21 protein-coding genes are annotated in these 24,363 nt (G+C 57.2%); 11 read left to right on the forward strand and 10 right to left on the reverse strand.

What is annotated here, in order from left to right; genetic code table 11:
• Positions 1-184 precede the first annotated feature (184 nt).
• The 6 genes from BN4575_RS03980 to BN4575_RS04005 all read left to right on the forward strand — a co-directional run bounded on the left by BN4575_RS03980 (position 185) and on the right by BN4575_RS04005 (position 5,585).
• Positions 185-445 carry a GNAT family N-acetyltransferase gene (locus tag BN4575_RS03980; protein ID WP_042021384.1) on the forward strand — a complete coding sequence of 87 codons (261 nt, stop codon included), beginning with the start codon at positions 185-187 and terminating at the stop codon, positions 443-445.
• On the forward strand, positions 432-1,022 hold the full coding sequence (locus tag BN4575_RS03985; RefSeq protein ID WP_068977234.1) for a nucleotidyltransferase family protein: 591 nt from the start codon (positions 432-434) through the stop codon (positions 1,020-1,022). The genes BN4575_RS03980 and BN4575_RS03985 overlap by 14 nt, the downstream gene beginning before the upstream one ends.
• A gap of 71 nt (positions 1,023-1,093) precedes the next feature.
• Entirely contained in the window at positions 1,094-2,917 is a 1,824-nt protein-coding gene (locus BN4575_RS03990) for a SulP family inorganic anion transporter (RefSeq protein ID WP_068977235.1), read from the forward strand.
• Between the two features lie 120 nt (positions 2,918-3,037).
• On the forward strand, positions 3,038-4,399 hold the full coding sequence (locus BN4575_RS03995; RefSeq protein ID WP_042021342.1) for an MATE family efflux transporter: 1,362 nt from the start codon (positions 3,038-3,040) through the stop codon (positions 4,397-4,399).
• Entirely contained in the window at positions 4,396-5,007 is a 612-nt protein-coding gene (locus tag BN4575_RS04000) for a hypothetical protein (RefSeq protein WP_068977236.1), read from the forward strand. The genes BN4575_RS03995 and BN4575_RS04000 overlap by 4 nt, the downstream gene beginning before the upstream one ends.
• 284 nt (positions 5,008-5,291) lie before the next feature.
• Complete coding sequence (locus tag BN4575_RS04005; RefSeq protein WP_141689710.1) at positions 5,292-5,585, forward strand: hypothetical protein; 294 nt, start codon at positions 5,292-5,294, stop codon at positions 5,583-5,585.
• 173 nt (positions 5,586-5,758) lie between these two features.
• Here BN4575_RS04005 and BN4575_RS04010 read toward each other — a convergent pair whose 3' ends face one another.
• The 7 genes from BN4575_RS04010 to BN4575_RS04040 all read right to left on the reverse strand — a co-directional run bounded on the left by BN4575_RS04010 (position 5,759) and on the right by BN4575_RS04040 (position 13,540).
• Positions 5,759-6,703: a TerC family protein gene (locus BN4575_RS04010; protein WP_033137996.1), complete on the reverse strand. Its 945-nt coding sequence runs from the start codon at positions 6,701-6,703 to the stop codon at positions 5,759-5,761.
• Positions 6,704-7,005: 302 nt separating this feature from the next.
• Positions 7,006-8,001 carry a murein tripeptide/oligopeptide ABC transporter ATP binding protein OppF gene (oppF, locus tag BN4575_RS04015; protein ID WP_068977238.1) on the reverse strand — a complete coding sequence of 332 codons (996 nt, stop codon included), beginning with the start codon at positions 7,999-8,001 and terminating at the stop codon, positions 7,006-7,008.
• Positions 8,002-8,982: an ABC transporter ATP-binding protein gene (locus tag BN4575_RS04020; RefSeq protein WP_042021334.1), complete on the reverse strand. Its 981-nt coding sequence runs from the start codon at positions 8,980-8,982 to the stop codon at positions 8,002-8,004.
• 78 nt (positions 8,983-9,060) lie between these two features.
• Positions 9,061-9,972 (reverse strand): oligopeptide ABC transporter permease OppC, encoded by a 912-nt coding sequence (oppC, locus tag BN4575_RS04025; protein WP_042021331.1) that lies wholly within the window; start codon positions 9,970-9,972, stop codon positions 9,061-9,063.
• Positions 9,973-9,986: 14 nt separating this feature from the next.
• Positions 9,987-10,907, reverse strand: coding sequence for an oligopeptide ABC transporter permease OppB (oppB, locus tag BN4575_RS04030; RefSeq protein WP_042021329.1), 921 nt, complete (start codon positions 10,905-10,907; stop codon positions 9,987-9,989).
• 98 nt (positions 10,908-11,005) lie between these two features.
• Positions 11,006-12,625 carry an ABC transporter substrate-binding protein gene (locus BN4575_RS04035; RefSeq protein ID WP_068977239.1) on the reverse strand — a complete coding sequence of 540 codons (1,620 nt, stop codon included), beginning with the start codon at positions 12,623-12,625 and terminating at the stop codon, positions 11,006-11,008.
• Between the two features lie 279 nt (positions 12,626-12,904).
• A complete protein-coding gene (locus tag BN4575_RS04040) occupies positions 12,905-13,540 on the reverse strand; it encodes a YchE family NAAT transporter (protein WP_068977240.1) in 636 nt (211 codons plus the stop codon).
• A gap of 851 nt (positions 13,541-14,391) precedes the next feature.
• Between BN4575_RS04040 and adhE the strand changes: the two genes are divergently transcribed.
• Positions 14,392-17,067 carry a bifunctional acetaldehyde-CoA/alcohol dehydrogenase gene (adhE, locus tag BN4575_RS04045; RefSeq protein WP_042021325.1) on the forward strand — a complete coding sequence of 892 codons (2,676 nt, stop codon included), beginning with the start codon at positions 14,392-14,394 and terminating at the stop codon, positions 17,065-17,067.
• Positions 17,068-17,619: 552 nt separating this feature from the next.
• Here the strand turns inward: adhE and BN4575_RS04050 are convergent.
• The 3 genes from BN4575_RS04050 to BN4575_RS21140 all read right to left on the reverse strand — a co-directional run bounded on the left by BN4575_RS04050 (position 17,620) and on the right by BN4575_RS21140 (position 20,510).
• A complete protein-coding gene (locus tag BN4575_RS04050) occupies positions 17,620-18,360 on the reverse strand; it encodes a YebC/PmpR family DNA-binding transcriptional regulator (RefSeq protein ID WP_042021324.1) in 741 nt (246 codons plus the stop codon).
• Positions 18,361-18,460: 100 nt separating this feature from the next.
• Complete coding sequence (aspS, locus tag BN4575_RS04055) at positions 18,461-20,227, reverse strand: aspartate--tRNA ligase (RefSeq protein WP_068977241.1); 1,767 nt, start codon at positions 20,225-20,227, stop codon at positions 18,461-18,463.
• Positions 20,196-20,510 carry an FmdB family zinc ribbon protein gene (locus BN4575_RS21140; RefSeq protein ID WP_204787380.1) on the reverse strand — a complete coding sequence of 105 codons (315 nt, stop codon included), beginning with the start codon at positions 20,508-20,510 and terminating at the stop codon, positions 20,196-20,198. The genes aspS and BN4575_RS21140 overlap by 32 nt, the downstream gene beginning before the upstream one ends.
• A 162-nt stretch (positions 20,511-20,672) precedes the next feature.
• Between BN4575_RS21140 and BN4575_RS04060 the strand changes: the two genes are divergently transcribed.
• The 4 genes from BN4575_RS04060 (at position 20,673) to BN4575_RS04075 (ending at position 24,361) form a co-directional block, all read left to right on the forward strand.
• The gene (locus tag BN4575_RS04060) at positions 20,673-21,521 is read left to right on the forward strand and encodes a DUF72 domain-containing protein (protein WP_068977242.1); all 849 of its coding nucleotides are present in this window, start codon (positions 20,673-20,675) and stop codon (positions 21,519-21,521) included.
• 275 nt (positions 21,522-21,796) lie between these two features.
• Entirely contained in the window at positions 21,797-22,546 is a 750-nt protein-coding gene (gene cmoA / locus BN4575_RS04065; RefSeq protein WP_068977243.1) for a carboxy-S-adenosyl-L-methionine synthase CmoA, read from the forward strand.
• Positions 22,543-23,520, forward strand: a complete 978-nt coding sequence (gene cmoB / locus BN4575_RS04070; RefSeq protein ID WP_068977244.1) for a tRNA 5-methoxyuridine(34)/uridine 5-oxyacetic acid(34) synthase CmoB — start codon at positions 22,543-22,545, stop codon at positions 23,518-23,520. The genes cmoA and cmoB overlap by 4 nt, the downstream gene beginning before the upstream one ends.
• A gap of 52 nt (positions 23,521-23,572) precedes the next feature.
• A complete protein-coding gene (locus BN4575_RS04075) occupies positions 23,573-24,361 on the forward strand; it encodes an ATP-dependent zinc protease family protein (protein WP_042021316.1) in 789 nt (262 codons plus the stop codon).
• Positions 24,362-24,363: the final 2 nt, after the last annotated feature.

A 24,363-nucleotide genomic window follows, 5' to 3' on the forward strand; every position in this document is an offset into this window, starting at 1 on the left:
GAACCTGTGCCCGACTGTCAGTCGGGCACCTTCAATCAGCATCGCGATAGCTCCCCTCCCTCAAACCAGATAAACCAATGCCAAAGCGGATGATATTGGCCACGGGCTTTCATTATCTGTTCTATACCTTGGCTAACAGTTATGTTGTCCCGAGAGACCCAACTTCATGCCAGAGGTGCCCACCATGAGCGAGATCATTCATCAGGCCAACCAGCAGCAGTTCATCTGTATGGTGGAGGGGAAAGAGTCGAGACTGCGCTACCGGCGGCTCGATGCCAAGACCATCGACGCCTACAGCACCTTCGTGCCCCCCGAGTTGCGGGTGCAGGGGATTGCCGAACAGCTGGCGCGCGCCTTCTTCAACTGGACTCAGGCGGAGGGGCTCACTATAGTGCCGAGCTGCCGTTACATTGATGTCTGGTTACGCCGCAATGCCAACAACTGAACCTCTGAACACCGCCCTCGAACAGCAATACCAAGCCAACACCGAAGCCCTGCTGCGGGCCGATCCGCAGCGGATGGCCTGCCTGCAAGCCGCCGCCGAGCTCAATCTGCCAGACTGGGCGCTGGGGGCCGGCTTTATCCGCAATCTCATCTGGGATCACCTTCACCACAAGGCTGTGCCCACCCCACTCAACGATATCGACCTTATCTATCTCGATAAAAACGATCCACAAGGGCTGGCCGAGGCGGCGCATGAAGCCTTGCTGGCAAAACGGCTGCCGGGTCAGCAGTGGGAGGTGCGCAATCAGGCCCGCATGCACACCCGGCAGCTTGTCACGCCGTTTGCCAGCAGTCTGGAGGCGCTGAGCCATTGGGTAGAAGTGCCCACCTGCATCGGCGTACGCCTGAACCAGGATGGCAAGTTCGAGTGGCTCGCCCCCTACGGCTTTGCCATCAACTGGTCGCTGCAAGTGAGTGCCAACCCCAGATGTCGCCAGGACAAACAGATTTTTACCCAGCGCATCAAGGAGAAACGCTGGCAGGCTATCTGGCCTGACCTTCAGGTAAACTGGCCATAACCTGATTGCAATCTTTCGATAACCTTGGGCACACTAGGGGAAAAGCTGGTTGTAACTCAATGGGTTAAATAATGCGCGACTTCTTCTCTCTCGAACGCTGGCTACCGGGCCTCGCCGCCCTGCTGCAATACCAGCGCGCCTGGTTGATGCCAGACCTTCGCGCTGGACTCTCGGTGGCGGCCGTGGCGCTGCCCGTCGCCATCGCCTATGCAGAACTTGCCGGGGTGGGGGCCATCGTCGGTCTCTACTCCTGCATCCTGCCCATGCTGGTCTACGCCCTGTTTGGCACCTCTCGCCAGCTGATTGTCGGCCCCGATGCTGCCACCTGTGCGGTGATTGCCGCCGTGGTGACGCCACTGGCCGCTGGGGATCCGACCCGTCACTGGCAACTGGTGATGACCATGACCGCCATGACCGGCTTCTGGTGCCTGATTGCCAGCCGCTTCAAGCTGGGGGTGCTGGCGGACTTTCTCTCCCGCCCCATTCTGATGGGGCTGCTCAATGGTGTGGCCATCACCATCATGGTGGGCCAGCTCTCCAAGATCTTCGGCTTCACCTTTAGCGAACGTTACCTCATCGAGCGGATCGCTAGCGGGGCTACCTATATTACCCAGACCCATCTGCCGACCCTGGCCATGAGTCTGGTGACTCTGCTCACCCTGCTGCTGGCCAAGCGCTACAAACCGGCATGGCCCTCCTCCATGGTGGCCATGGTGGTGACCGCTGCGCTGGTGTGGGGCTTTAATCTCGGCCAGTTTGATATCGCCACCCTAGGGACGGTGGGTTCCGGCCTGCCCGCGTTCCAGATGCCGGAATTTCCTCCCGGCCTGATGCGGGAGCTGGTGCTGCCCGCCCTTAACCTGGCCATGGTGAGCTTTGTCTCTATGATGCTGACCGCCCGCAGCTTTGCCGCAAAAAACGGTTACGAGATAGACGCAGACAAGGAGTTTCGGGCCCTCGGCATGGCCAACCTCGCCTCGGCGGTCTCGCAAGGCTTTGCCATCAGCGGAGCGGATTCGCGCACCGCGGTCAACGACGCCAACGGCGGCAAGAGCCAGCTGGTCTCCATCATCGCCGCCGGGGTGATCGCCCTCATCACCTTCTATCTGACGGCGCCGCTCAAATATATTCCCACCGCCGCCCTCGGGGTGGTGCTGGTGATGGCATCCCTTTCGCTCACCGATTTTCGCGGCCTCTGGGCCCTGCGCAATTCGGATCGCTCCGCCTTCTGGCTGGCGCTGATCACCTTTATCAGCGTGCTCACCATGGGGGTGATCCCGGGGATCACCCTCGCCGTGCTGCTGGGGCTGTTCCAGTTCCTGCGCAATGTGATGCGCCCCACCGATCAGCTGCTCGGCATGGATGACGAGGGGGTGGTGCGCACCCTGGGGGACAACGAGCAGGCCAAGGCGATCCCGGGCATTCTGGTCTATCGCTTCAACTCCCCCCTTACCTACTTCAACGCCCCCTACTTCAAGCGGCGGGTACTGGCCTTGCTGGTGCAGGATCCTCGCAATCCCAAGTGTCTGGTGATCGATGCGGTGGCCTGCTTCACCCATCAGGACATCAGCGTGATGAGCATGGTCGGGGAGCTGCACAAGGATCTGAAACGGCGCGGCATCCATATGGTGATGGCGGGTCGCCACGGCCAGATGACCCACTGGCTCAAACAGGCGGGCGTGCGGGTGGGCGATGAGGGGATCATCCTCTGCCCGGATATGTATCAGGCGCTGCGCCTGACCCGCTGCTATCGCGAGCCGGTGTTCAAGGATGATGCGGTGGTGGAGAGCACCACAGATGCCATCCGCTCAAATTGGCCGCAGGATGATGCCCTGCCCGACTCGGCGCGTCTCACCCTGCCGAGCGAACAGGAGGCGGGCGCCACTCCTGCCTGATCCCTTGGCCTGATCCCCTGGCCGGGCAATCCTGCACAAGGATTGCACCTGCCTCGGCCTTGGTGTTAAATGCGCCCCCAGAGGGCACTTCCCCGTGCCCGTACAGCTGTTGGACATGCCATGCAATCTCAATCCCACGCAGGCCCAGGCACGCTCTTTGCGCTGACCTGGCCGCTCTTTATCGATCTCGCCCTGCACTTTCTGACCGGCGCCCTCAACACCTTCATGGTGGGTCACGTCTCCTATCAGGGGGTGGCGGCGCTGGCGGTCGGCAATCAGGTGTTCGATCTCGCCATCACTCTGTTCAGCTTCGTCAGCATTGGTACCAGCGTGGTGATCACCCAGTATCTGGGGGCGGGCGATCGGGAGAAGAGCCGGGTGGTGATCCACACCGCCATTGGTTTCAACCTGCTGATCGGTCTGGTGGCCGCCATTGGCGTGATGGCGGGGGCCAGCACCATGCTGGCGCTGATGAACCTGCCCGCCCACCTGATGAGCGACGCGACGCTTTACTTACAGATCATCGGTCTCTGCCTGCTGCCGGAGGCCGCAGCCCTCTGTCTGGCGGCGACCCTGCGCGCCCACGGTCACACCCGTCAGGCGATGTATGTGACCCTGATCGTCAACCTCATCACCTTCGTCGGCAACCTGCTGCTGCTCTACGGCTGGTTCGGCTTGCCCCAGCTGGGGGTCGCTGGCGTGGCCATCAGCACAGTCGCTGGCCGACTGGTGGGCGTGGTGCTGCTGGTGTGGCTGGTGGCCCGCAAGACCGGCATTCGACTGGTGGTGCGCGATATCGTCCACCCCAGCCGGGAGATGCTGGGCAAGGTACTCCATATCGGCCTGCCGGCGGCAGGGGAGAACCTCTCCTGGATGCTGCAGTTTATGGTGGTGACAGCCTTTGTCGGACTGCTGGGGGACAAGGCGCTGGCGACCCAATCCTACTTCTTCCAGATCTGCCTGTTTATCCTGCTGTTTGGCCTCTCCATCGGCCTTGGCAACGAGATCATCATCGGTCATCTGGCGGGGGCCAGGCAGTTCGATCGCGCCTATCAGCAGCTGCTCAAGAGCCTCAAGCTGGGGTTGGCAGTTACCTGCGTCATCGCCGTGGCGGCTGCCCTCAATGGCCGCACCATCATCAGCCTCTTTACCGATGATGCCGACATCATCACCCAGGTAGCGCAGCTGTTTCTCATCAGCCTCATCCTCGAACCCGGCCGCACCTTCAATCTGGTGGTGATCAACGCCCTGCGGGCCACCGGGGATGCCCGTTTCCCCCTCTACATGGCGTTGCTCTCCATGTGGGGAATTGCCGTGCCACTCTCCTATTTCCTCGGTATCATGCAGGGCTATGGACTGGTCGGTATCTGGCTGGCGCTGGCCTGCGACGAGTGGGTGCGCGGTCTGGCCATGTTCTGGCGCTGGCGCAGTCGTCGCTGGCAAAACAAAATTCTTGTTGAAACAAAAGCGGAATCACAATGAAGAAGATAGGACTCTTGCTGGCTGCCATCCTGCTCAGCCCACTGGCCATGGCGCAAACTGCCCCTGCCGCTCCCAAGGCTCAAGCCACCCAGACCTGGTATGTGGCCCCCATCGCCATCGATGAAACCAGCGAGGCCCAGAAGGCGCTGACCAAGGACTTCATGGCCCAGATGATCAAGACCATCAAGATCAACGAGTACCAAACCGGCAAGGCGGTGGCCAACACCAAAAAGCCCAAGTGGCTGATCCGCACCAAGCTGATGCCCGCCAGCAACGAGCCGCTGATCGGCAAGAAGCACCCGCAGGGTCTCACCTACGGCAAGGGCAATCCGGCTCAGGAGATCGTCGGTGAGCTGCTGATGAACGGCACCCTGGTGGCCCACATCGGTCAGGGCTGGCGTGAGCCTATCGTCCCGGGCACCCCGGTGGCCGACAAGCTGACCATCGCCAACTATCGCTACGCCATCGGGGATCAGGCCAAGTCGGCAGATCTGGAAGAGCTGGCCGCCCAGATTGGCTTTGAAGCGGGCAAGGTGATCCACCGCGATGGCAAGCCGCTGCCCGAGAAGAAAAAGAAAAAAGAGCAGGCGGACGAAGAGAAAGAGTAACGTCGCCTGCCCCAGACAAAGGGGCAATACGGCTGTCTCTTATACAGAACTCCCCAAGCATCGCTTGGGGATTTTTTTACTTTGTCCCCCTTGCGTGATCTGAACCTTTCATCGCCTCATCAAACTTCTAACATGCCCTTCACTCAACCAGCACAAGGGGCTCAGGCCCAGTTTGGCCACGCGAACCTACCACACTCAGTGCAGCCATTCGCGCCGCGCGAGCGCAAGGTCGGTGGCATTGCCGACCAACCCATCTGTACCAGTGAAGTCAGCACACGAGGGCTGTGCATTCGATGCTGCTGACTGGCTGGCTGAAATGGCTCCTGCTGACCAGTGAAACCGTGACAACATCAGAGCAGGCCAGCGAGATTATCGGCGGCGACAAGCGGCGCTGGCTCATTGAGGATGATCACAAAATCGGAAGAGTGCGGGCACCCGGGTCGAGGAGGTTAAAGATGCAGAGCAGGGAGAATCTGACACGGATGTGCGTCATGCTGGTGTTTATCGCGGCGCGATTGCTGCTGTTGCGATGTATCGAAAAGGAACCATCCGCAGCGGGAGAAAGCTGCTGTGGTTGAAGATGGATGAAGAAGCCACTGCCGGGTAAGGCTGTTTTCAGTCAATCTTCCTCCAACCTCTATACAGCGTGGCTTGCAATAGAAAGAGGGAGGCATCATGCCTCCCTCGCTTTTTAGCCCTGATACTAGGTGGGCTGGAACTCAAATTTTCTTAAGTGAATAGCATTGCGCCTTCAAGCGGCCTTTTTACGGGTCACGAAGAGGCTGAGTCCCATAGAAGCCAGCAGGATCAAGGCCACCACGCCCAATGCAATGCCGGTCGGGATCTTGAAGATATCCAGCAGCAGCATCTTGACCCCGATAAACATCAGGATCAACGCCAGACCGTACTTCAGCAGGGCGAAACGATCAGCCACTCCCGCCAGCAGGAAGTACATGGCGCGCAGGCCCATGATGGCGAAGATGTTGGAGGTCAGCACGATGAAGGGATCCGTGGTCACCGCGAAGATGGCCGGGATACTGTCCACCGCGAAGATGAGATCGCTCACCTCCACCAGCACCAGAATGAGCAGCAACGGAGTGGCATAGCGCACACCGTCACGCCAGACGAAGAAGTTCTCCCCTTCCAGGGTCTCGGTCACCTTGAAGCGACGGCGCATCCAGCCCAGCAGCGGGTTGTTGGCCAAGTCAGGCTCCTTATCGGCCGCCCACAGCATCTTGGCACCGGTCAGCAGCAAGAAGGCGCCGAACAGATAGAGGATCCAGTGGAACTGCTCGATCAGCCAGCTGCCCGCGAACACCATACCGGCACGCATCACGATGGCACCCAGTACCCCGTACAGCAGCACCCGACGCTGCAGCTCGGCCGGAATGGCAAAGTAGCCAAACAGCATCAGCCAGACGAAGACGTTGTCCACAGCCAGCGCTTTCTCGATAAGGTAACCGGTGAGGAACTCCAACCCCTTCTGGTTGGCAATTTCACGGCCAGCGCTGTGATCCAGCCAGAGCCAGATAGCCAGGTTGAAGAGCAGGGCCACACTGATCCAGATGAGGGACCAGACACCCGCCTCTTTAAGAGACACCTTGTGTGACTTGCCGCCACCGACAAAGCGTATGTCTATCCATAACAGGACCAGCACTATGCTGAAGAAACCGGTCCACATCCACCATTCACCCATTTTCACTTCTCCCAAAAACGACAAAACCCACGTCCGAGAGGCGTGGGTTTGCGTTTAGAGCAGATACACCTTGCCTCTCGGCAAGGTCTCACTTACAGCTGATTTTCATCAACTGCCCGGCTGCCGGGTGCACTGCAGGATATGGGTGCACCGTAATGACGACAAACCGGCGAGAAGTTACTCCCCTTGTTGCGCGGATATTAACAGCGGAAAAAGATAACGCCAAGAGACATCTTCATCTGTGGCCAAAATTAATCGGGGTGCCACCTGGACACCCCGTAAATCCATTCAACACATCGCCATCAGAGCGGGTCGACCTTGAGGCAGGAGACCGCGTGATCGAAGTTGCCTTCCAACTGGGGCCGGGTCTTGGCGCACTCGGGGCCAGCCACCGGGCAGCGGGTGCGGAACACGCAACCGGACGGCGGGTTCATCGGTGAGGGCAAATCCCCCTCCAGGATCTGGATCACCTTGTTGCGCTCCAGCTCCGGGTCCGGGATTGGTACTGCCGACATCAGCGCCTTGGTGTAGGGGTGCAACGGATTGGCGAAGATCTCCTTGCGGGTCCCCAGCTCAACGGCATTGCCCAGATACATCACCAGCACCCGATCGGAGATGTGTTTGACCACCGACAGATCGTGGGCGATGAAGATGAGCGATAGCCCCATCTCCTTTTGCAGGGCTTTGAGCAGGTTGACCACCTGCGCCTGAATGGAGACATCCAGCGCCGAAACCGGTTCGTCGCAGATGATCATCTTGGGTTCCAGGATCAACGCCCGGGCAATGCCGATCCGCTGGCACTGACCGCCAGAGAACTCGTGAGGGTAACGGTTTACCAGGTTGGGCAGCAGACCCACCTTGCTCATCATGGCGCGCACCTTCTCTTTTACCTCTTCCCGCGACAGCTTGGGATAAAAGGTGATGAGCGGTTCAGCGATGATGTCACCTATGGTCATACGCGGGTTGAGGGAAGCCAGCGGGTCCTGGAAGATCATCTGGATCTCTTTGCGCTTCTCTCGCAGCGCGTTGGGATCGAGCTTGGTCAAGTCATCCCCGAGCCACACTACCTTGCCCGCCGTAGCAGGCACCAGCCCGATGATGGCGCGGGCAAAGGTAGACTTGCCGCAGCCAGACTCCCCCACCACTCCCAGGGTCTCCCCTTCGTAGAGACGCATGGTAACGCCATCGACCGCTTTGAGGTCAGATGGCTTGGCCCAGGGCCATGCCTTGCCACTCTTGATACTGAAGTGGACCTTGAGGTCAGACACTTCCAACAGCAATTTTTTGTCGGCACCCATTTAGTTGGCCCCCTTGTTGATGGCATCCGAAACCCAGTGACAAGCCCGCTCCCGACCGTCGTTGAACGGCGTGAGGATCGGTGACTGTTGGCCGCAAATCTCGCTGACCCGGTGGCAACGCTCCTGGAAGGGGCAGCCGGTCGGCAGACGCAGCAGGTTGGGCGGATTGCCCGGGATGGTGGGCAGCTCTTCCCCTTCGGTGTCGAGGCGGGGAATGGCGCGCAGCAAGCCTTCGGTATAGGGGTGGCTGGGACGATAGAAGATATCGTCGACCTTTCCGTACTCCATGGTACGACCGGCATACATCACCAGCACCTTGTTGCAGATACCGGCGACCACGCCAAGGTCGTGGGTGATCATGATGATGGCAGTGTTGAACTCACGCTTGAGCTCGTTCATCAGGGTCATGATTTGCGCTTGTACCGTCACGTCGAGGGCGGTAGTCGGCTCATCGGCGATCAGCAGTTGCGGCCGGCAGAGCAGCGCCATAGCGATCATCACCCGCTGGCGCATGCCACCAGAAAACTCGTGGGGATACATGGCGATCCGCTTGCGCGCTTCGGGGATCTTCACCGCATCGAGCATCCGCACCGACTCTTCGAACGCTTCCGCCTTGCTCACCCCTTTGTGCAGCATCAGCACTTCCATCAGCTGATCCTTCACCTTCATGTAGGGGTTCAGCGAGGTCATGGGGTCCTGGAAAATCATGGCGATCTTCTCGGCGCGGATCTTGTTGAGCTTGTGTTCCGGCAGGTTGAGGATTTCGTCGCCCTGAAACTTGGCAGACCCTGTGATGATGCCGTTTTTGGCCAGCAGCCCCATGATGGCAAACGCAGTCTGGGACTTGCCGGAGCCGGATTCACCCACAATGCCGAGGGTCTCGCCCGCAGCGAGAGAGAAGTTGAGGTCATTGACCGCTACCACATTGCCGTCCGGGGTCTTGAACTCGACCCGCAGATCTTTCACATCCAGTAACTTCATATAAAAACTCCTTATCGATCTTTCGTGATGCTTTCCTGTCGATCCATTGGACGCGATTAACGGCCCTTCGCCGCTTTCTTAGCGATCCTTCGGATCGAGGGCGTCACGCAGACCATCCCCGAGGAAGTTGAAGCAAAACAGGGTCACCACCATAAAGCAGGCGGGGAACAGCAGTTGCCAGATGGCCACTTCCATCGACTTGGAGCCTTCATCCAGCAGGGCACCCCAGCTGGTCATCGGTTCCTGAACCCCAAGGCCCAGGAAACTGAGGAAGGATTCAAACATGATCATCCCCGGCACCAGCAAAGTGGCATAAACGGCCACGATACCAAGCACGTTAGGGACTATGTGACGGGTGATGATCTTCCACTTGGAGACGCCACAGACGTGGGCCGCCTCGATAAACTCCTTGCTCTTGAGGCTGAGGGTCTGACCTCGCACAATCCGCGCCATGTCGAGCCAGCTCACCGCCCCGATGGCGATAAAGATCAGCGCCAGATTGCGGCCGAAGAAGGTCACCAGCATGATCACGAAGAACATGAAGGGGAAGGCGTTGAGGATCTCAAGAATGCGCATCATCAGGCTATCGACCCGACCACCGATAAAGCCGGACGCCGCGCCATACAAGGTGCCGATGATCACCGCCACCACGGCCCCCATGATGCCAACCATCAGCGAAATACGGCCACCGAGCAGGGTGCGCACGAACAGATCCCGCCCCAGACTGTCGGTACCGAAGTAGTGACCCGCCTCCATATCTGGCGGAGACTGCATCGCGTTCCAGTCCGGATCGTCAAAGGTGTACTGAGACAGATAGGGCCCGAAGATGACGGCCAGCCCGATGATGGTCAATATAATCAGGCTGGTCAGTGCAGCCCTGTTACGCAGGAAACGGCGGCGGGCATCCTTCCACAGGGAGCGCCCCTCCACCACTTCTACTTTTTGCGCGAACGCGTCAACGGCGTCACGTTTTTCAGTTGAAACAACCATGATGAACTCCCGAATTAGTAACGGATCTTGGGATCGATAAAGGCATAGAGAATATCGACCACAGCGTTAAAGGTGATGGTGAGGGCGCCGACCAGAATGGTCAGGCCAAGCACCATGGAGTAATCACGGTTAAGGGCACCGTTGACGAACAGCTGGCCAATCCCCGGCAAGCCGAAGATGGTCTCGATCACCACGGAGCCGGTGATGATGCCGACAAACGCCGGGCCCAGATAGGAGACCACCGGCAGCATGGCCGGACGCAGCGCGTGTTTGAGGATGATGTGGCGCAGCGGCAATCCCTTGGCGCGGGCGGTGCGAATGAAGTTGGCATTCATGGTTTCGATCATGCTGCCTCGCATGATCCGCGAGATGGCGGAGATGTAGTACATCATCATGCCGAACACCGGCAACACCATAAACTGGATGCCGCCACCCTGCCAGCCACCGGCCGGGAACCAGCCCAGATAGATACTGAAAAACAGCACCAGCAAAGGTGCCAGCACAAAGCCCGGGATCACCACCCCGGCCATCGCCGACGACATCAACAGATAGTCAATAATGGTGTTCTGTTTCAAGGCTGCAATGGTACCTAAGGTAACCCCCAGCAACACGGCGAAAAAGAACGCTGCCGCCCCGATCTTGGCTGAAACAGGCAGTGCCTGGCTCACCAGATCATTGACGGTGAAATCTTTATATTTGAAAGAGGGCCCCAGATCCCCCTGCACCAGGTTGCCCAGGTAGGTGAGATATTGCATGCCAATGGGTTTGTCGAGTCCGTATTTGGCCTCGATGTTGGCAATGACTTCTGGAGGCAGTGAGCGCTCGCTGGTAAAGGGGTTACCCGGGGCGAAACGCATCATGAAGAACGAGACGGTGATCAAGACCAGCAGAGTCGGGATCGCTTCCAATAGCCGTTTAAAAATGAATTTCAACATAGACATTACCTGTCCTGAACTGCTTCCAAATGGTCGCGGTTGTAATAAAGGCCCGCCGTCTGGCGGGCCCTGCTTGTTATGCGACTTGTTGCTTTAAATCAGTGAGCAATGATGTACATATCTTTGCTGTAGAGGTTATCCAGCGGGTTGGCAGGGTAACCGCCCACAAAAGGTTTCACCATCCGAGCCGTCACATACTGGTAGATAGGCGCAATCGGCATGTCTTTGGCCAGGATCTCTTCGCCCTGAACGTAGAGCTTGTTGCGAGCCGCCACATCAACCTGATCACGGGACGAATCCATCAGCTTGTCGAACTCCGGATTGGAGTACTTGCCATCGTTGTTGCCGTGGGTGGTCTGCATCAGATCCAGCATGGAAGAGGCTTCGTTGTAGTCGGCAATCCAGCCGGCACGGCCCACATCAAACTGACCCTGTTTCTTGGTTTCCAGATAAGTTTTCCACTCCTGGTTAACCAGGCTCACCTGCACACCCAGCTTCTTCCACATGGAGGCAACGGCCACAGCCACTTTCTTGTGGTTGTCGTCGGTGTTATAGAGCAGTTCAAACTTCAACGGCTTGCTGGCATCGAAACCAGCCTCTTCCAGCAGTGCCTTGGCCTTGGTATCACGCTCGGCCTGAGTCATCTTCGACCACTCGGGGGCAACCGGTTTGAAACCATCAACGAAGTCCGGTACCAGGGTATAACCCGGAGTCTGACCCTGACCCATCACCTTGTCGGCAATTACGTCACGGTTGATGGCATAGGAGAGCGCGGTACGGACACGCACGTCATCAAACGGCTTCTTCTTGACGTTGTACTGGTAGTAATAGGTGCCGACATAACCGGTCACTTTCAGCTCGTCCGGCTTCTCTTTCTTCATCTGCTTGAAGCGCTCGATGGGCATCTGATAGGTGATGTCCACTTCACCCGCCAGATAGCGGCTGAGATCGGCGTTGGTAGACTGGATTGGCAGATAAACCACTTTGTTGATCACTGTCTTGCCATCGTTCCAGTAGTGCTTGTTGCGCTCCACTTCGACGCGCTCGTTCACGACCCAACTCTTCAACGCATAGGCACCGTTGGACACCATATTTTCCGGCTGGGTCCACTTGTCACCAAACTTCTCGATCACCTTCTTCGGTACCGGATAGGTAGTGGTGTGGGAAAGCATACTGACGAAATAGGGGATCGCTTTTTCAAGCTGAACTTCGAAGGTGTAGTCATCAACCGCCTTCACACCCAAGGTATCAGACGGCTTCTTGCCGGTAATGATCTCACTGGCGTTGAGGATGGTCGGGATCTCCAGATACCAGGAGTAAGGAGAGGCGGTTTTCGGATCAACGGCGCGTTTGAAGGCGAATTCGAAGTCGTGGGCGGTAACCGGATCACCGTTGGACCACTTGGCATCTTTGCGCAGGTGGAACACGTAGTGCTTGTTATCCTTGGTTTCCCAGGATTCAGCCACAGCCGGGAGAATTTCCCCTTTCGGGCCGGAAGCAACGAGACCTTCGAACAGGTCGCGCAGAATATTGGATTCGACCGTTCCTTCGGTCTTATGCGGGTCAAGGGTGGCAGGCTCTGAGCCATTACCCTTTACCAGTTGCTGGACATCCGCCAGCTTGGTTCCCGCCGGGACATCGGCAGCCTGTGCCACATTGATGCCACCAAACAGGGCAGCCATCAGAACTGTGTTAATAATTGTTTTTTTATGAGTCATTTCCCTACTCCAACAAGAACATTCCATGCATTTACTAAAGTGACGGGGTCGAAACCCGCTCCCAGCATAATTCCCTGCCAATTCCGATAATGCAACAGATATTGTCAGGGTAATCGGCCTTTTCTGGTCAAAAAATCAGCTTCCGTGCTATTTTTCAGTATTAAAATACCGCTTCAAAGCTCGTTTTTTATCCAAACGACCGATTCTAGAAAAAACCGGGCAAAAAGCAACCAATAAAAAGCCGGTCACGAGGACCGGCTTTGATAAAACAGAGCTGGCTCACATCAAGATGGGGAAAACCCCCTTGATACCGGCCACCATGATCTCGATACCAAGGGACATCATGATAAGACCCATGATACGGGTCACCACGTTGATACCGGTATTGCCCATGATCTTGAACAGCAAGGGCGCGGCACGAAAGATTAGCCAGGAGCAGAAGGAGAAGACCACCACCACCACCGACATGCCGAGCAGCTGCTGCCAGTGGCTCTGGCTGGCATAGACGATGACTGAGGAGATGGCACCGGGGCCCGCCATCAGCGGCAGCGCCAGTGGCACCACGGCGATGGATTCACGCACCGCCAGTTCTCCTTTTTCCTGCTTGTTGTGCTTTACCTCGCCCAGCTTGCCCTGCAGCATCGACCAGGCGATCAGGGTAATAAGCGAACCGCCAGCAATGCGAAACGACGCCAGCGAGATGCCAAAACCATCGAGGATCAGCTGCCCCATGTACATGGAGACCAGCAGGATCACCATCACCGCGATATTGGCGGTGGTGTTGGTCTTCATCCGCTCGGCCTGAGTATGGTGGCTGGTCAGGCTGACAAACACCGGCAACAGACCAAGCGGATTGATAATTGCGAACAAACCGACAAAAAACTTCAGATACAAAGAGACGTCAATTGCTGCCATAGGCGCCTTCCAATAGTGTTACGGGCCCGTCGGGCCAATCCATTAATTTCGTGCGTAAATTTACATCATAGCCAGAGCGGGCACCAATCAAATCATCACACTTATGCGGGTGATTGTTAGTGAGTTCACCTAATGATTGCAATCAACACGGGATAAAGTGGCAAGAAGATGCGCCTTAGCCAGAGAGTAGGTAACAACAAGACAGGCACATTGCTGACAACCACCGCTAGCGCCGCCAGTGCCTCCCGGTTCAGCGAGCCTGGTTGCACCAAGTGAGACAGCTTTGCCCAACAGAGAGAACGTCACAACCGTCATGAACTCGGTGATACCGGGGCAATTCTGCTCGCGACCCCCCATCAGGTAAGGCCGCCACAATGCCAGTTACAATTTCATCACAATCAAAATTTACCACGGATTAAAACAACAACCATTTACGCAACACTTGTTGGAGATTTGCGCACAACCCCGACATCGCAACCCTGTAAAAATCAAAATGGTTAACTTTAACGGGAGGAAATATCCGTAACCCCCCCCTTAAAAAGATCATTAACCACATGATTAATGAGCCTAAAAACCTTTTCATTACAACTCATTTCACTTCCGCTACAATCCACCCTCCTGTAACATCCCTCACACACGGATGATGAAATAAAATTTCTTTTGTTCTTTTGTTACACATGATCCAGATCAAGTTTTTATGGACCAACACAGCTCTATAATCGACTCGGAAAGCAATTTAGTAAGGCATGTAAATACCCCGTTATGGTCATTCGCTATTTGACAGAGGGTCTATAATTGCCGGGCATTGCCAACGTCTTACTAAACAGTTTTCAAATAATCAGGAGATAAACATGGCAGTAACCAACTTGGCTGAACTGGATGCAATGGTCGCCCGCGTTAAAGAAGCTCAGCGTGAATTCGCCAGCTTCTCGCAAGAGCAGGTAGACAAGGTTTTCCGTGCAGCCGCCCTGGCCGCCAGTAATGCTCGTATTCCCCTGGCTCAAATGGCCGTGGCTGAATCAGGCATGGGTATCATCGAAGACAAGGTTATCAAGAACCACTTCGCTTCCGAATACATCTATAACGCATACAAAGATGAGAAGACCTGCGGCATCCTGAGCCAGGATGACGAGATGGGCACCATGATCATCGCCGAGCCGGTAGGTATCATCTGCGGTATCGTTCCGACCACCAACCCGACCGCTACCGCGATCTTCAAATCTTTGATCTCCCTGAAGACTCGTAACGCCATCATCTTCTCCCCGCACCCCCGTGCCAAGAACTCCACCAATACCGCTGCCAAGCTGGTACTGGACGCAGCTGTTGCCGCTGGTGCACCGAAAGACATCATCGGCTGGATCGATCAACCGTCTGTTGAGCTGTCTAACGCACTGATGAAGCACAACGACATCAACCTGATCCTGGCCACCGGTGGCCCGGGCATGGTGAAAGCCGCTTACTCTTCCGGTAAGCCTGCTATCGGTGTAGGTGCCGGTAACGTGCCAATCGTTATCGACGAAACCGCCGATGTGAAGCGTGCTGTCGCCTCTATCCTGATGTCCAAAACCTTCGACAACGGTGTGGTCTGTGCTTCCGAGCAAGCCGTTATCGTCGTTGACTCCATCTACAACCAGGTGAAAGAGCGTTTCTCCAACCACGATGGCTACATCCTGTCCAAAGATGAAGCGGACAAGGTACGTAAGGTGCTGCTGATTAACGGTGCACTGAACGCAGATATCGTCGGTCAGCCAGCCACCAAGATCGCCGCCATGGCGGGTGTGACTGTGCCTGCCACCACCAAGATCCTGATCGGTGAAGGCCTGGAATTGTGCGCTGAAGATGAGTTCGCTCATGAGAAGCTCTCCCCGACCCTGGGTATGTTCCGCGCCAAGAATTTTGAAGACGCTGTCGAGATGGCCTGCACCATGGTCAACATCGGTGGTATCGGTCACACCTCAGGTCTGTACACCGACCAGGATCGTAACCAGGACCGCATCAGATACTTCGGCGACAAGATGAAGACCGCTCGTATCCTGATCAACACCCCTTCCACCCAGGGTGGTATCGGTGACCTGTACAACTTTGCTCTTGCTCCTTCCCTGACCCTGGGTTGCGGCTCCTGGAGTGGTAACTCCATCTCCGAGAACGTCGGTCCCAAGCACCTGATCAACAAGAAGACAGTCGCAAAACGGGCAGAAAATATGCTGTGGCACAAACTTCCGAAATCCATCTATTTCCGTCGTGGCTCCCTGCCGATCGCCTTGGGCGACCTGGAAGGCAAAAAGCGTGCAATGGTTGTTACCGACCGCTTCCTGTTCAACAACGGCTATGCCGATGACGTGGTTCGTCTGCTCAAGAAGCTGAACATGGAAGTGGAAGTATTCTACGAAGTAGAAGCTGACCCGACCCTGTCCATCGTCCGCAAGGGCGCCGAGATGGCCAACTCCTTCAAGCCGGACGTTATCCTGGCACTGGGTGGTGGTTCACCGATGGATGCGGCCAAGATCATGTGGGTCATGTACGAGCACCCGGATACTGCGTTCGAAGATCTGGCAATGCGCTTTATGGACATCCGCAAGCGTATCTACAAGTTCCCGAAAATGGGCGTGAAGGCCGAACTGGTCTGTATCACCACCACTTCCGGTACCGGTTCTGAAGTCACCCCGTTTGCGGTAGTAACCGACGACGCCACCGGCATGAAGTACCCGCTGGCTGACTACGAGCTGACCCCGAACATGGCCATCGTGGATGCCAACCTGGTCATGAACATGCCCAAGTCCCTGTGCGCCTTCGGTGGTGTGGATGCGGTCACTCATGCCATGGAAGCCTACGTTTCCGTACTGGCTAACGAATACTCCGATGGCCAGGCACTGCAAGCGCTGAAGCTGCTGAAAGAGTACCTGCCGTCCAGCTACCAGAATGGTGCCAACGATCCGGTTGCTCGCGAGAAGGTGCACAATGCTGCCACCATCGCCGGTATCGCGTTCGCCAACGCCTTCCTGGGTGTCTGCCACTCCATGGCGCACAAACTGGGTGCTGAATTCCACATTCCGCACGGCCTGGCTAACGCCCTGCTGATCAGCAACGTGATCCGTTACAATGCCAACGACAACCCGACCAAGCAGACTGCGTTCTCCCAGTACGACCGTCCGCAAGCTCGCCGTCGTTATGCCGAAGTGGCTGACCACCTGGGTCTGACTGCTGCTGGCGACCGTACCGCTGCCAAGATCGAGAAGCTGCTGGCCTGGCTGGATGAGCTGAAAGCCACTCTGGGCATCCCTGCTTCCATCCGTGAAGCTGGCGTGAACGAAGCTGACTTCCTGGCCAAGGTTGACCAGCTGGCGCTGGAAGCCTTCGATGACCAGTGCACCGGTGCCAACCCGCGCTACCCGCTGATCACCGAGCTCAAAGCCATCCTGATGGATACCTACTACGGTCGTCCGTTCACCGAAGGCGCTGCCGCTGCTCCTGCCGCCGCTGCCCCGGTTGAAGCCAAGGTTGATACCAAGAAAAAATCCAAGGCCTGATAACCAGTCCTGAGATCACAAGCCCGCGCCATGCGCGGGCTTTTTTTATCTGCAACTCATCACTCCCCCTCCTCTCCCCCAGCATGTTGCGGTAGTGCAAACCATCCCCTCTCCCGACCAACCTGCACACCCAACGTCCAACGTCCAACGTCTAACGCCCAACGCCCAACGCCTAACCAATCGTCCGATATCAACATCCAAGCAATGGCTCAGCATTGATTGCCGTACCGTGACAACAAAGCCATCGACAATCACCTCGGGCATGCTGCGCACGGAACAATCTGCCTACTGGCCAACGCCATCTAAAGAGTTGCTCGTGTGATAAACCGAATAAGAGGAACCATACCATGATCACATAACGTAACCCGGCTAGCGTGTCGGGCTGACCGGCCAACAGGATCCGTGGAATGGTAAGGCGCAGATGAGGCGGGAAAAGTATTGAGTGAAGAGATCTGTTGCATTGGTGAATCAAACGACTCGTCAGCGGTTTCACCCATGCAAATATAAAAAATGGCAGCCAGATGGCTGCCATTGGAGAGCACAATTCAGCGATCAGAGGGTCGCAGCAACTTCATCAGAGATGGAACCGTTGTGATACACCTCTTGCACATCGTCCAGATCTTCCAGCATGTCGATCAGACGCATCAGCTTGGGAGCGGTTTCCGCATCCAGCTCAGCTTCGGTAGAAGGGATCATGGTCACTTCGGCGTTAGCTGCCTTGAAACCCGCCGCTTCCAGCGCATCCAGCACGGTACCAAAATCGTTCGGGCTGGTGTACACCTCGATGGAACCATCCTCTTCGGTGACCACGTCATCGGCACCCGCTTCCAGTGCCGCATCCATCAATGCATCTTCATCGGCACCGACGAAGGTCAGCAGCCCTTTCTTGCTGAACAGATAGGCGACGGAGCCGTCGGTACCCAGGTTGCCGCCACTCTTGCTGAAGGCATGACGCACTTCGGCAACAGTCCGGTTCCGGTTGTCTGTCAGGCACTCGACCATCACGGCAGATCCAGCTGGACCGTAACCTTCATAGACGATGGTTTCCAGCTGTTCACCATCACCACCACCGGCCCCACGCGCGATGGCGCGGTTGATGGTCTCGCGGGTCATGTTGCTGGTCAGGGCGGCAGTCACCGCCGCACGCAGGCGCGGGTTGTTGGCCGGGTCAGGATCACCGATCCGGGCGGAAGTGGTGATTTCCCGGATCAGTTTGGTGAAGATCTTGCCCCGCTTGGCATCTTGCGCAGCCTTACGGTGTTTGATGTTGGCCCATTTGCTGTGACCTGCCATAGAGATTCTCCGTTATTTTTTAAATGTCAGTAACACACTTCATTGCTCACCAAAGGGGAGAGAAAGGCCACCTGTGGCGGCCTTTGCTGCCGGTATCGGCTTACTCGTCGCCCTTGACGGTAGTTGCAATCGCCAATTCACCCAGCTGGGCTGCGTTGGCAAGGCTGGGGGCGTCAGTCATCAGACAGGCAGCCGCAGTGGTTTTCGGGAAGGCAATCACGTCCCGAATGTTTTCAGTACCGGTCAGCAGCATGCTGAGACGATCCAGACCGAAGGCCAGACCGGCGTGCGGCGGGGTACCGTATTTCAGCGCATCCAGCAGGAAGCCAAACTTCAGGCGCTGCTCGGCCGGGGTAATGCCCAGGATGTCGAACACGGTGGCCTGCATCTCGCTGTTGTGGATACGGACAGAACCGCCACCCACTTCATAGCCGTTGATCACCATGTCGTAGGCGTTGGCGTAAGCACTCAGCGGACTGGCTTTCAGCTCGGCCGGACCCATGTTGCTCGGAGCAGTGAACGGGTGGTGCATAGCGGCCAGACCACCTTCACTGTCTTCTTCAAACATCGGGAAATCGATGACCCACAGCGGCTTCCAGCTGTTCTCCAGCAGACCCAGATCGCGGCCCACTTTCAGACGCAGGGCGCCCATGGCATCGCACACTACTTTCTTGCTGTCAGCGCCAAAGAAGATGATGTCGCCGTCAGCGGCACCGGTACGGGCCAGGATTTCGCGCACGATGGCGTCGGAGAGGAACTTGGCAACCGGAGACTGCACGCCTTCGAGGCCATTAGCGGCTTCGTTGACCTTCATCCAGGCCAGGCCCTTGGCACCGTAGATGCCGACAAATTTGGTGTACTCGTCGATTTGCTTGCGGGACAGCTCGGCGCCGCCCGGCACTTTCAGGGCTGCCACGCGGCCTTTAGGGTCGTTGGCAGGGCCGGCGAACACCGCAAACTCAACCGCAGTCAGCAGATCAGCGACATCGACCAGCTCCATCGGCAGACGCAGATCCGGCTTGTCGGAGCCAAAGCGACGCATGGCTTCATCGAAGGTCATCACCGGGAAGTCACCGAGATCGACGGCCAGCACGTGTTGCCACAGCTTGCGGATCATCTCTTCCATCAGCTCACGCACTTGCGGCGCAGTCATGAAAGAGGTCTCCACGTCGATCTGGGTAAATTCTGGCTGACGGTCGGCACGCAGGTCTTCGTCACGGAAGCACTTGACGATCTGGTAGTAACGGTCGAAGCCGGACATCATCAGCAACTGCTTGAACAGCTGCGGTGATTGCGGCAGGGCGTAGAACTTGCCTTTGTGGACGCGGCTCGGCACCAGATAGTCACGGGCACCTTCCGGGGTTGCCTTGGTCAACATCGGGGTCTCGATGTCGAGGAAGCCCTGCTCATCCATGAAGCGACGCACGAAAGCACTGGCCTTGGCACGGGTCTTCAGATACTTGGCCATCTCGGGGCGGCGCAAGTCCAGATAACGGAACTTGAGACGTTGCTCTTCGCTGTTGACCTGATTGAAGTCCAGCGGCAACGGCTCGGCACGGTTGATGATGGTCAACTCGTGGGCGAACACTTCGATAGCACCGGTGGCCATGTCGCTGTTGCGCTGGGAGTCAGGGCGGGCACGCACCACGCCGGAAACCTGAATACAAAATTCGCCGCGCAGCTCGGAAGCCAGCGCGAATGCGTCCGGCTTGTCCGGATCGAAGAACACCTGCACGATCCCTTCCCGGTCGCGCATGTCGATAAAGATCAGGCCGCCAAGATCACGACGACGATGAACCCAACCGCACAATGTAATGGTCTGCCCGGCATGGGCCTCATTGACCTGTCCGCAATAGATAGAGCGCATGGACTTCTTCCTTCGAAATTGTAGAGAGACGGTTAACCTTGGGCCGCCGGGCACGACTGGCAAGCACCGTCTGTCTCACAGCTGGCCAGATTCTTTTCTTACCCGGTTTGAAATCAGTCTCGTACCATCCGGTTCCCTTGAGCCGGAAGCCTGCCGCCGATATCAGCTTGACCCGATGTGGCTTGCTACAGGCCGGACAGTCGGTCAGGGGGGCATCGGAAAGCTTTTGCAGTTTTGCCAATTCAGGACCACAGACATCGCAACGATCTGCGTAGACAGGCATGGGCCACTAGAAATTGGTAAACAAAAGGGCTGGCATTATAGAGGAAAACCCCCTTTTGGGTAAAATGGCCAGCAGCCTCCTTTCAGCAGTTTTTTGCACTCGGTGGCAAAAAAATCGACAAAAACGGGCATGCGAGCCCCAAGACCGACGAGAATAGCCGCCATGAGCCTCTATTTGGGCCTGCCACAGTGGTCCCACCCCAGCTGGCCCGGCCAGTTGCTGGGCCTTGGCGCCAAGCCTGCCGAACACCTCGCCCACTACGCCACCGTGTTCAATTCGGTGGAGGGTAACACCACCTTCTATGCCCTGCCGACAGCGGAGACGCTACAACGCTGGGCCGATGCGGTACCCGCCCACTTTCGCTTCAACTTCAAGTTTCCGCAAACCATCAGCCACCAGAGCGATCTGGTGAGCGCAGATAAGCAAGTGGCCGACTTTATCCGCCTGCTCGCCCCGCTGCACCACAAGCTGGGCCTGCTCACCCTGCAACTACCCGCCCGCTTCGGCCCGGAGGGGCTGGCCAGACTGGCGGCCTTTATCGAGCGGCTGCCGGCACAGTTCACCTACGCCATTGAAGTACGCCACCCCGACTTCTTCGCCAAGGGGGAGGCCGAGCGAGCATTGAACCGGCTGCTGATGGAGAAGGGGGTAAATCGCATCATGCTCGACAGTCGCCCGCTCTTCTCGATACCGGCGACCACTGCGACACTGACCGATGCTCAGGGCAAGAAGCCGCGGCTGCCGGTGCATCTGCTGGCGACTGCCAGCGCCCCCATGGTGCGCTTTATCGGCCTGCCGGATCCGGCGGCCAACCATCCCTTCCTGCCCAGCTGGCTCCCCCACTGGCGTCAATGGCTCGCGGAGGGCAAGGATCTCTACCTCTATATACATACTGCCGACAACGCCCAGGCACCTGAGCTGGCTCGCCAGATCACTCGCCTGCTGGAGCAGGAGATGGCCCCCTGGCCGGGGGAAAACGATCGCGCACGTCAGGGAGTGCTGCGCTTTTAGCCAACCCATTCTGCGGCCATCGAACTGCGGCAAAAAAAGCGCTTTTTTGTGGCGAGGCAAGCCCTGGCGTCAAGACAAATGGTCATCAATCCTCTACACTACCGCCCCAAGTAAGGGTCCGGAACATGACCCATACGAACAGGGTCGGTCCAAAGGATTTCATGACCAGCCACCCCGTTCGTAAACAGGTGATTAATCTACTCTGATGGGTGTCACCCAACGACTCAATTGAACAATACAGCCGGGCTATGCCCCGACTGTCAGGTTGCGCCAGCATGCAGACCAAAGACCAAATTTTTGCCGCCCCGATCGCCCGATTGGGGGATTTCTGTTTTGACGAACAGGTCGTCGACGTATTTCCCGATATGATCCAGCGCTCAGTGCCGGGTTACAGCAACATCATCTCCGCCATCGGTATGATGGCCGCCCGTTACGCCCAACCGATGAGCCGACTCTATGACCTCGGCTGTTCGCTGGGGGCAGCGACCCAGGCAATGCGCCGCCATATTAGCCAGCCCGGCTGCAGCATCACGGCGGTGGATCTCTCCCACCCGATGATCGAGCGCGCCCGCGCCCACCTCTCCGGTTTCAAATCCGAGGTACCGGTGGAGCTGGTGGAAGCGGATATCTGCGACATAGAGATCGAGAACGCCTCTGTGGTGGTGCTCAACTTCACCCTGCAATTTGTCGAGCCGGAGAAACGGGCTGCCCTGATCCAGCGCATTCACGATGGGCTTCGCCCGGGCGGGATCCTGATTCTGAGCGAGAAGTTCCGCTTTGAAGATGAGCCGGTCAACGAGCTGCTTATCGAGCTTCATCTCGACTTCAAACGGGCCAACGGCTACAGCGAGCTGGAGATCAGCCAGAAGCGCACCGCCCTTGAGAACGTGATGCGCACCGACAGCCTGCAGACCCACCGTGATCGCCTGCGGGATGCCGGCTTCGTTCATCAGGATCTCTGGTTCCAGTGCTTCAATTTCGGCTCCATGATTGCCATCAAATCCAGTGAAACCCAACAGCCATGATCGACTTTGCCAACTTCTATCAACTGATTGCCAAAAACCGGCTGAGCCACTGGCTGCATACCCTGCCCGCCCAGCTGCACACCTGGCAACATGACAACCAGCACGGCGATCTGCCGCGCTGGAACCGCGCCCTCAACAAGCTGCCGGTGGTATCCCCCGGACACATCGAGCTGAAAAGTCGGGTCGAGACAGGTTCGGCCGAGAGCCTCGGCGAAGGGGAGCGCAAGAAGGTCGAGAGCCTGCTGCGCCACTTCATGCCCTGGCGCAAGGGGCCGTTCACGGTGCACGGCATCCACATCGATACCGAATGGCGCTCCGACTGGAAGTGGGATCGGGTGCTGCCCCATATCAGCCCGCTGGCAGGACGTTACGTACTGGATGTGGGCTGCGGCAGCGGCTATCACCTCTGGCGCATGGTGGGTGAAGGGGCCAAGCTGGCGGTCGGCATCGACCCGAGCCCGCTGTTTCTCTGCCAGTTCGAAGCCATTCGCCACTTCGCAGGCAATGATCAGCGCGCTCACCTGTTGCCGCTCGGCATTCAGGAGTTGCCTGAGCTGCGCGCCTTTGACACCGTCTTCTCCATGGGGGTGCTCTATCACCGTAAATCCCCCATCGAACACATCGAACAGCTGCGTAACCAACTGAAAGACGATGGTGAACTGGTACTGGAGACGCTGGTGGTTGATGGTGACGTCAATGAAGTATTGGTGCCTACAGATCGCTACGGCAAAATGCGCAATGTCTGGTTTATTCCCTCAAGTAGCGCCCTCAAGCTGTGGGTTGAACGTTGCGGTTTCACCGATGTGCGGATAGTAGACGAGAATATGACCAGCACCGACGAACAGCGTCGTACCGACTGGATGATTAATGAATCCCTGAGTGATTACCTGGACCCAGACAATCCGGCACTCACGGTAGAAGGACACCCGGCGCCCAAACGTGCCGTCCTGATTGCCCGCAAGGCCAAAGACTAGCCGCTGGCGATTCAGAAAGTTACACTGACCCAATTCCAGGAAGCACAGTTAAATGAATGACATGAAAAGCAAATTAAAAGGAATGACCCTGCTCTCCCTGCTTAGTCTCGGCGGGTGTGTCAATATGGAAAAAACGCCTCAGGTTCCTGTACTGACCCTGGCCGAGCTCCGTAGCGAACTCGACCAGAGCGAGCAGCGCCTGCAAACCTCCATGGAACAGCAACAAAAGCACTATGTGCAGCAACAGCACCTGCTGGTTCAGCTCAATACTGATGTCACCAATATGAAAGAGTCAGTCAAAAAACTCGATACCAAGCTCACCGCAATTCCCGCTGAGCCGCCCAAACCCATGGCCCTCCCGGCTGAGCAATGCCCGGCCCCCACTCAGGGCCACACCATAGATGGCAAACTGATGGTCGGTGAAGCGGAGTGGATCTGGGTTGACGCTGCCAACGACGCCTTCCAAGCGCGCGTGGACACCGGTGCCACCACCTCCTCCATCAGCGCCCAGGAGATCACCATTTTCGAGCGCAACGGCAAGAACTGGGTGCGCTTCTTCCTGAGTCATCAGGATGTTGATGACAAGATCCAGATCGAAGCCCCGCTGGTGCGCCATGTGCGGGTACGTCAGGCCTCTGCTGATGATCTCGACCGCCGTCCGGTGGTGCGTCTGGCGGTACGGATCGGTGACATGACCGAGAAAGCCGAATTTACCCTGAAAGACCGTAGCGACATGACCTTCCCTGTGCTGCTGGGTCGCGAATTTTTGAAAGACATCGCTGTGGTTGATGTGGCCCGCGAATATATCCAACCCAAACCCAAGCTCAAGGATGTGAAATAATC

The sequence above is a fragment of the Aeromonas sp. EERV15 genome, from assembly GCF_900079845.1.
Taxonomy (GTDB): domain Bacteria; phylum Pseudomonadota; class Gammaproteobacteria; order Enterobacterales; family Aeromonadaceae; genus Aeromonas; species Aeromonas sobria.

Bases quoted from the DNA above. Each gene is read 5' to 3' on its own strand.
- BN4575_RS03985 (WP_068977234.1), top strand. From the start codon at position 432: ATGCCAACAACTGAACCTCTGAACACCGCCCTCGAACAGCAATACCAA.
- oppB (WP_042021329.1), bottom strand. From the start codon at position 10,907: ATGTTGAAATTCATTTTTAAACGGCTATTGGAAGCGATCCCGACTCTG.
- BN4575_RS04075 (WP_042021316.1), top strand. From the start codon at position 23,573: ATGAATGACATGAAAAGCAAATTAAAAGGAATGACCCTGCTCTCCCTG.
- oppF (WP_068977238.1), bottom strand. From the start codon at position 8,001: ATGGGTGCCGACAAAAAATTGCTGTTGGAAGTGTCTGACCTCAAGGTC.
- BN4575_RS04035 (WP_068977239.1), bottom strand. From the start codon at position 12,625: ATGACTCATAAAAAAACAATTATTAACACAGTTCTGATGGCTGCCCTG.
- BN4575_RS04020 (WP_042021334.1), bottom strand. From the start codon at position 8,982: ATGAAGTTACTGGATGTGAAAGATCTGCGGGTCGAGTTCAAGACCCCG.
- BN4575_RS21140 (WP_204787380.1), bottom strand. From the start codon at position 20,510: ATGCCTGTCTACGCAGATCGTTGCGATGTCTGTGGTCCTGAATTGGCA.
- BN4575_RS03980 (WP_042021384.1), top strand. From the start codon at position 185: ATGAGCGAGATCATTCATCAGGCCAACCAGCAGCAGTTCATCTGTATG.
- cmoA (WP_068977243.1), top strand. From the start codon at position 21,797: ATGCAGACCAAAGACCAAATTTTTGCCGCCCCGATCGCCCGATTGGGG.
- BN4575_RS04000 (WP_068977236.1), top strand. From the start codon at position 4,396: ATGAAGAAGATAGGACTCTTGCTGGCTGCCATCCTGCTCAGCCCACTG.
- BN4575_RS04050 (WP_042021324.1), bottom strand. From the start codon at position 18,360: ATGGCAGGTCACAGCAAATGGGCCAACATCAAACACCGTAAGGCTGCG.
- BN4575_RS04060 (WP_068977242.1), top strand. From the start codon at position 20,673: ATGAGCCTCTATTTGGGCCTGCCACAGTGGTCCCACCCCAGCTGGCCC.
- BN4575_RS03995 (WP_042021342.1), top strand. From the start codon at position 3,038: ATGCAATCTCAATCCCACGCAGGCCCAGGCACGCTCTTTGCGCTGACC.
- cmoB (WP_068977244.1), top strand. From the start codon at position 22,543: ATGATCGACTTTGCCAACTTCTATCAACTGATTGCCAAAAACCGGCTG.
- BN4575_RS03990 (WP_068977235.1), top strand. From the start codon at position 1,094: ATGCGCGACTTCTTCTCTCTCGAACGCTGGCTACCGGGCCTCGCCGCC.
- aspS (WP_068977241.1), bottom strand. From the start codon at position 20,227: ATGCGCTCTATCTATTGCGGACAGGTCAATGAGGCCCATGCCGGGCAG.
- adhE (WP_042021325.1), top strand. From the start codon at position 14,392: ATGGCAGTAACCAACTTGGCTGAACTGGATGCAATGGTCGCCCGCGTT.
- oppC (WP_042021331.1), bottom strand. From the start codon at position 9,972: ATGGTTGTTTCAACTGAAAAACGTGACGCCGTTGACGCGTTCGCGCAA.
- BN4575_RS04010 (WP_033137996.1), bottom strand. From the start codon at position 6,703: ATGGGTGAATGGTGGATGTGGACCGGTTTCTTCAGCATAGTGCTGGTC.
- BN4575_RS04040 (WP_068977240.1), bottom strand. From the start codon at position 13,540: ATGGCAGCAATTGACGTCTCTTTGTATCTGAAGTTTTTTGTCGGTTTG.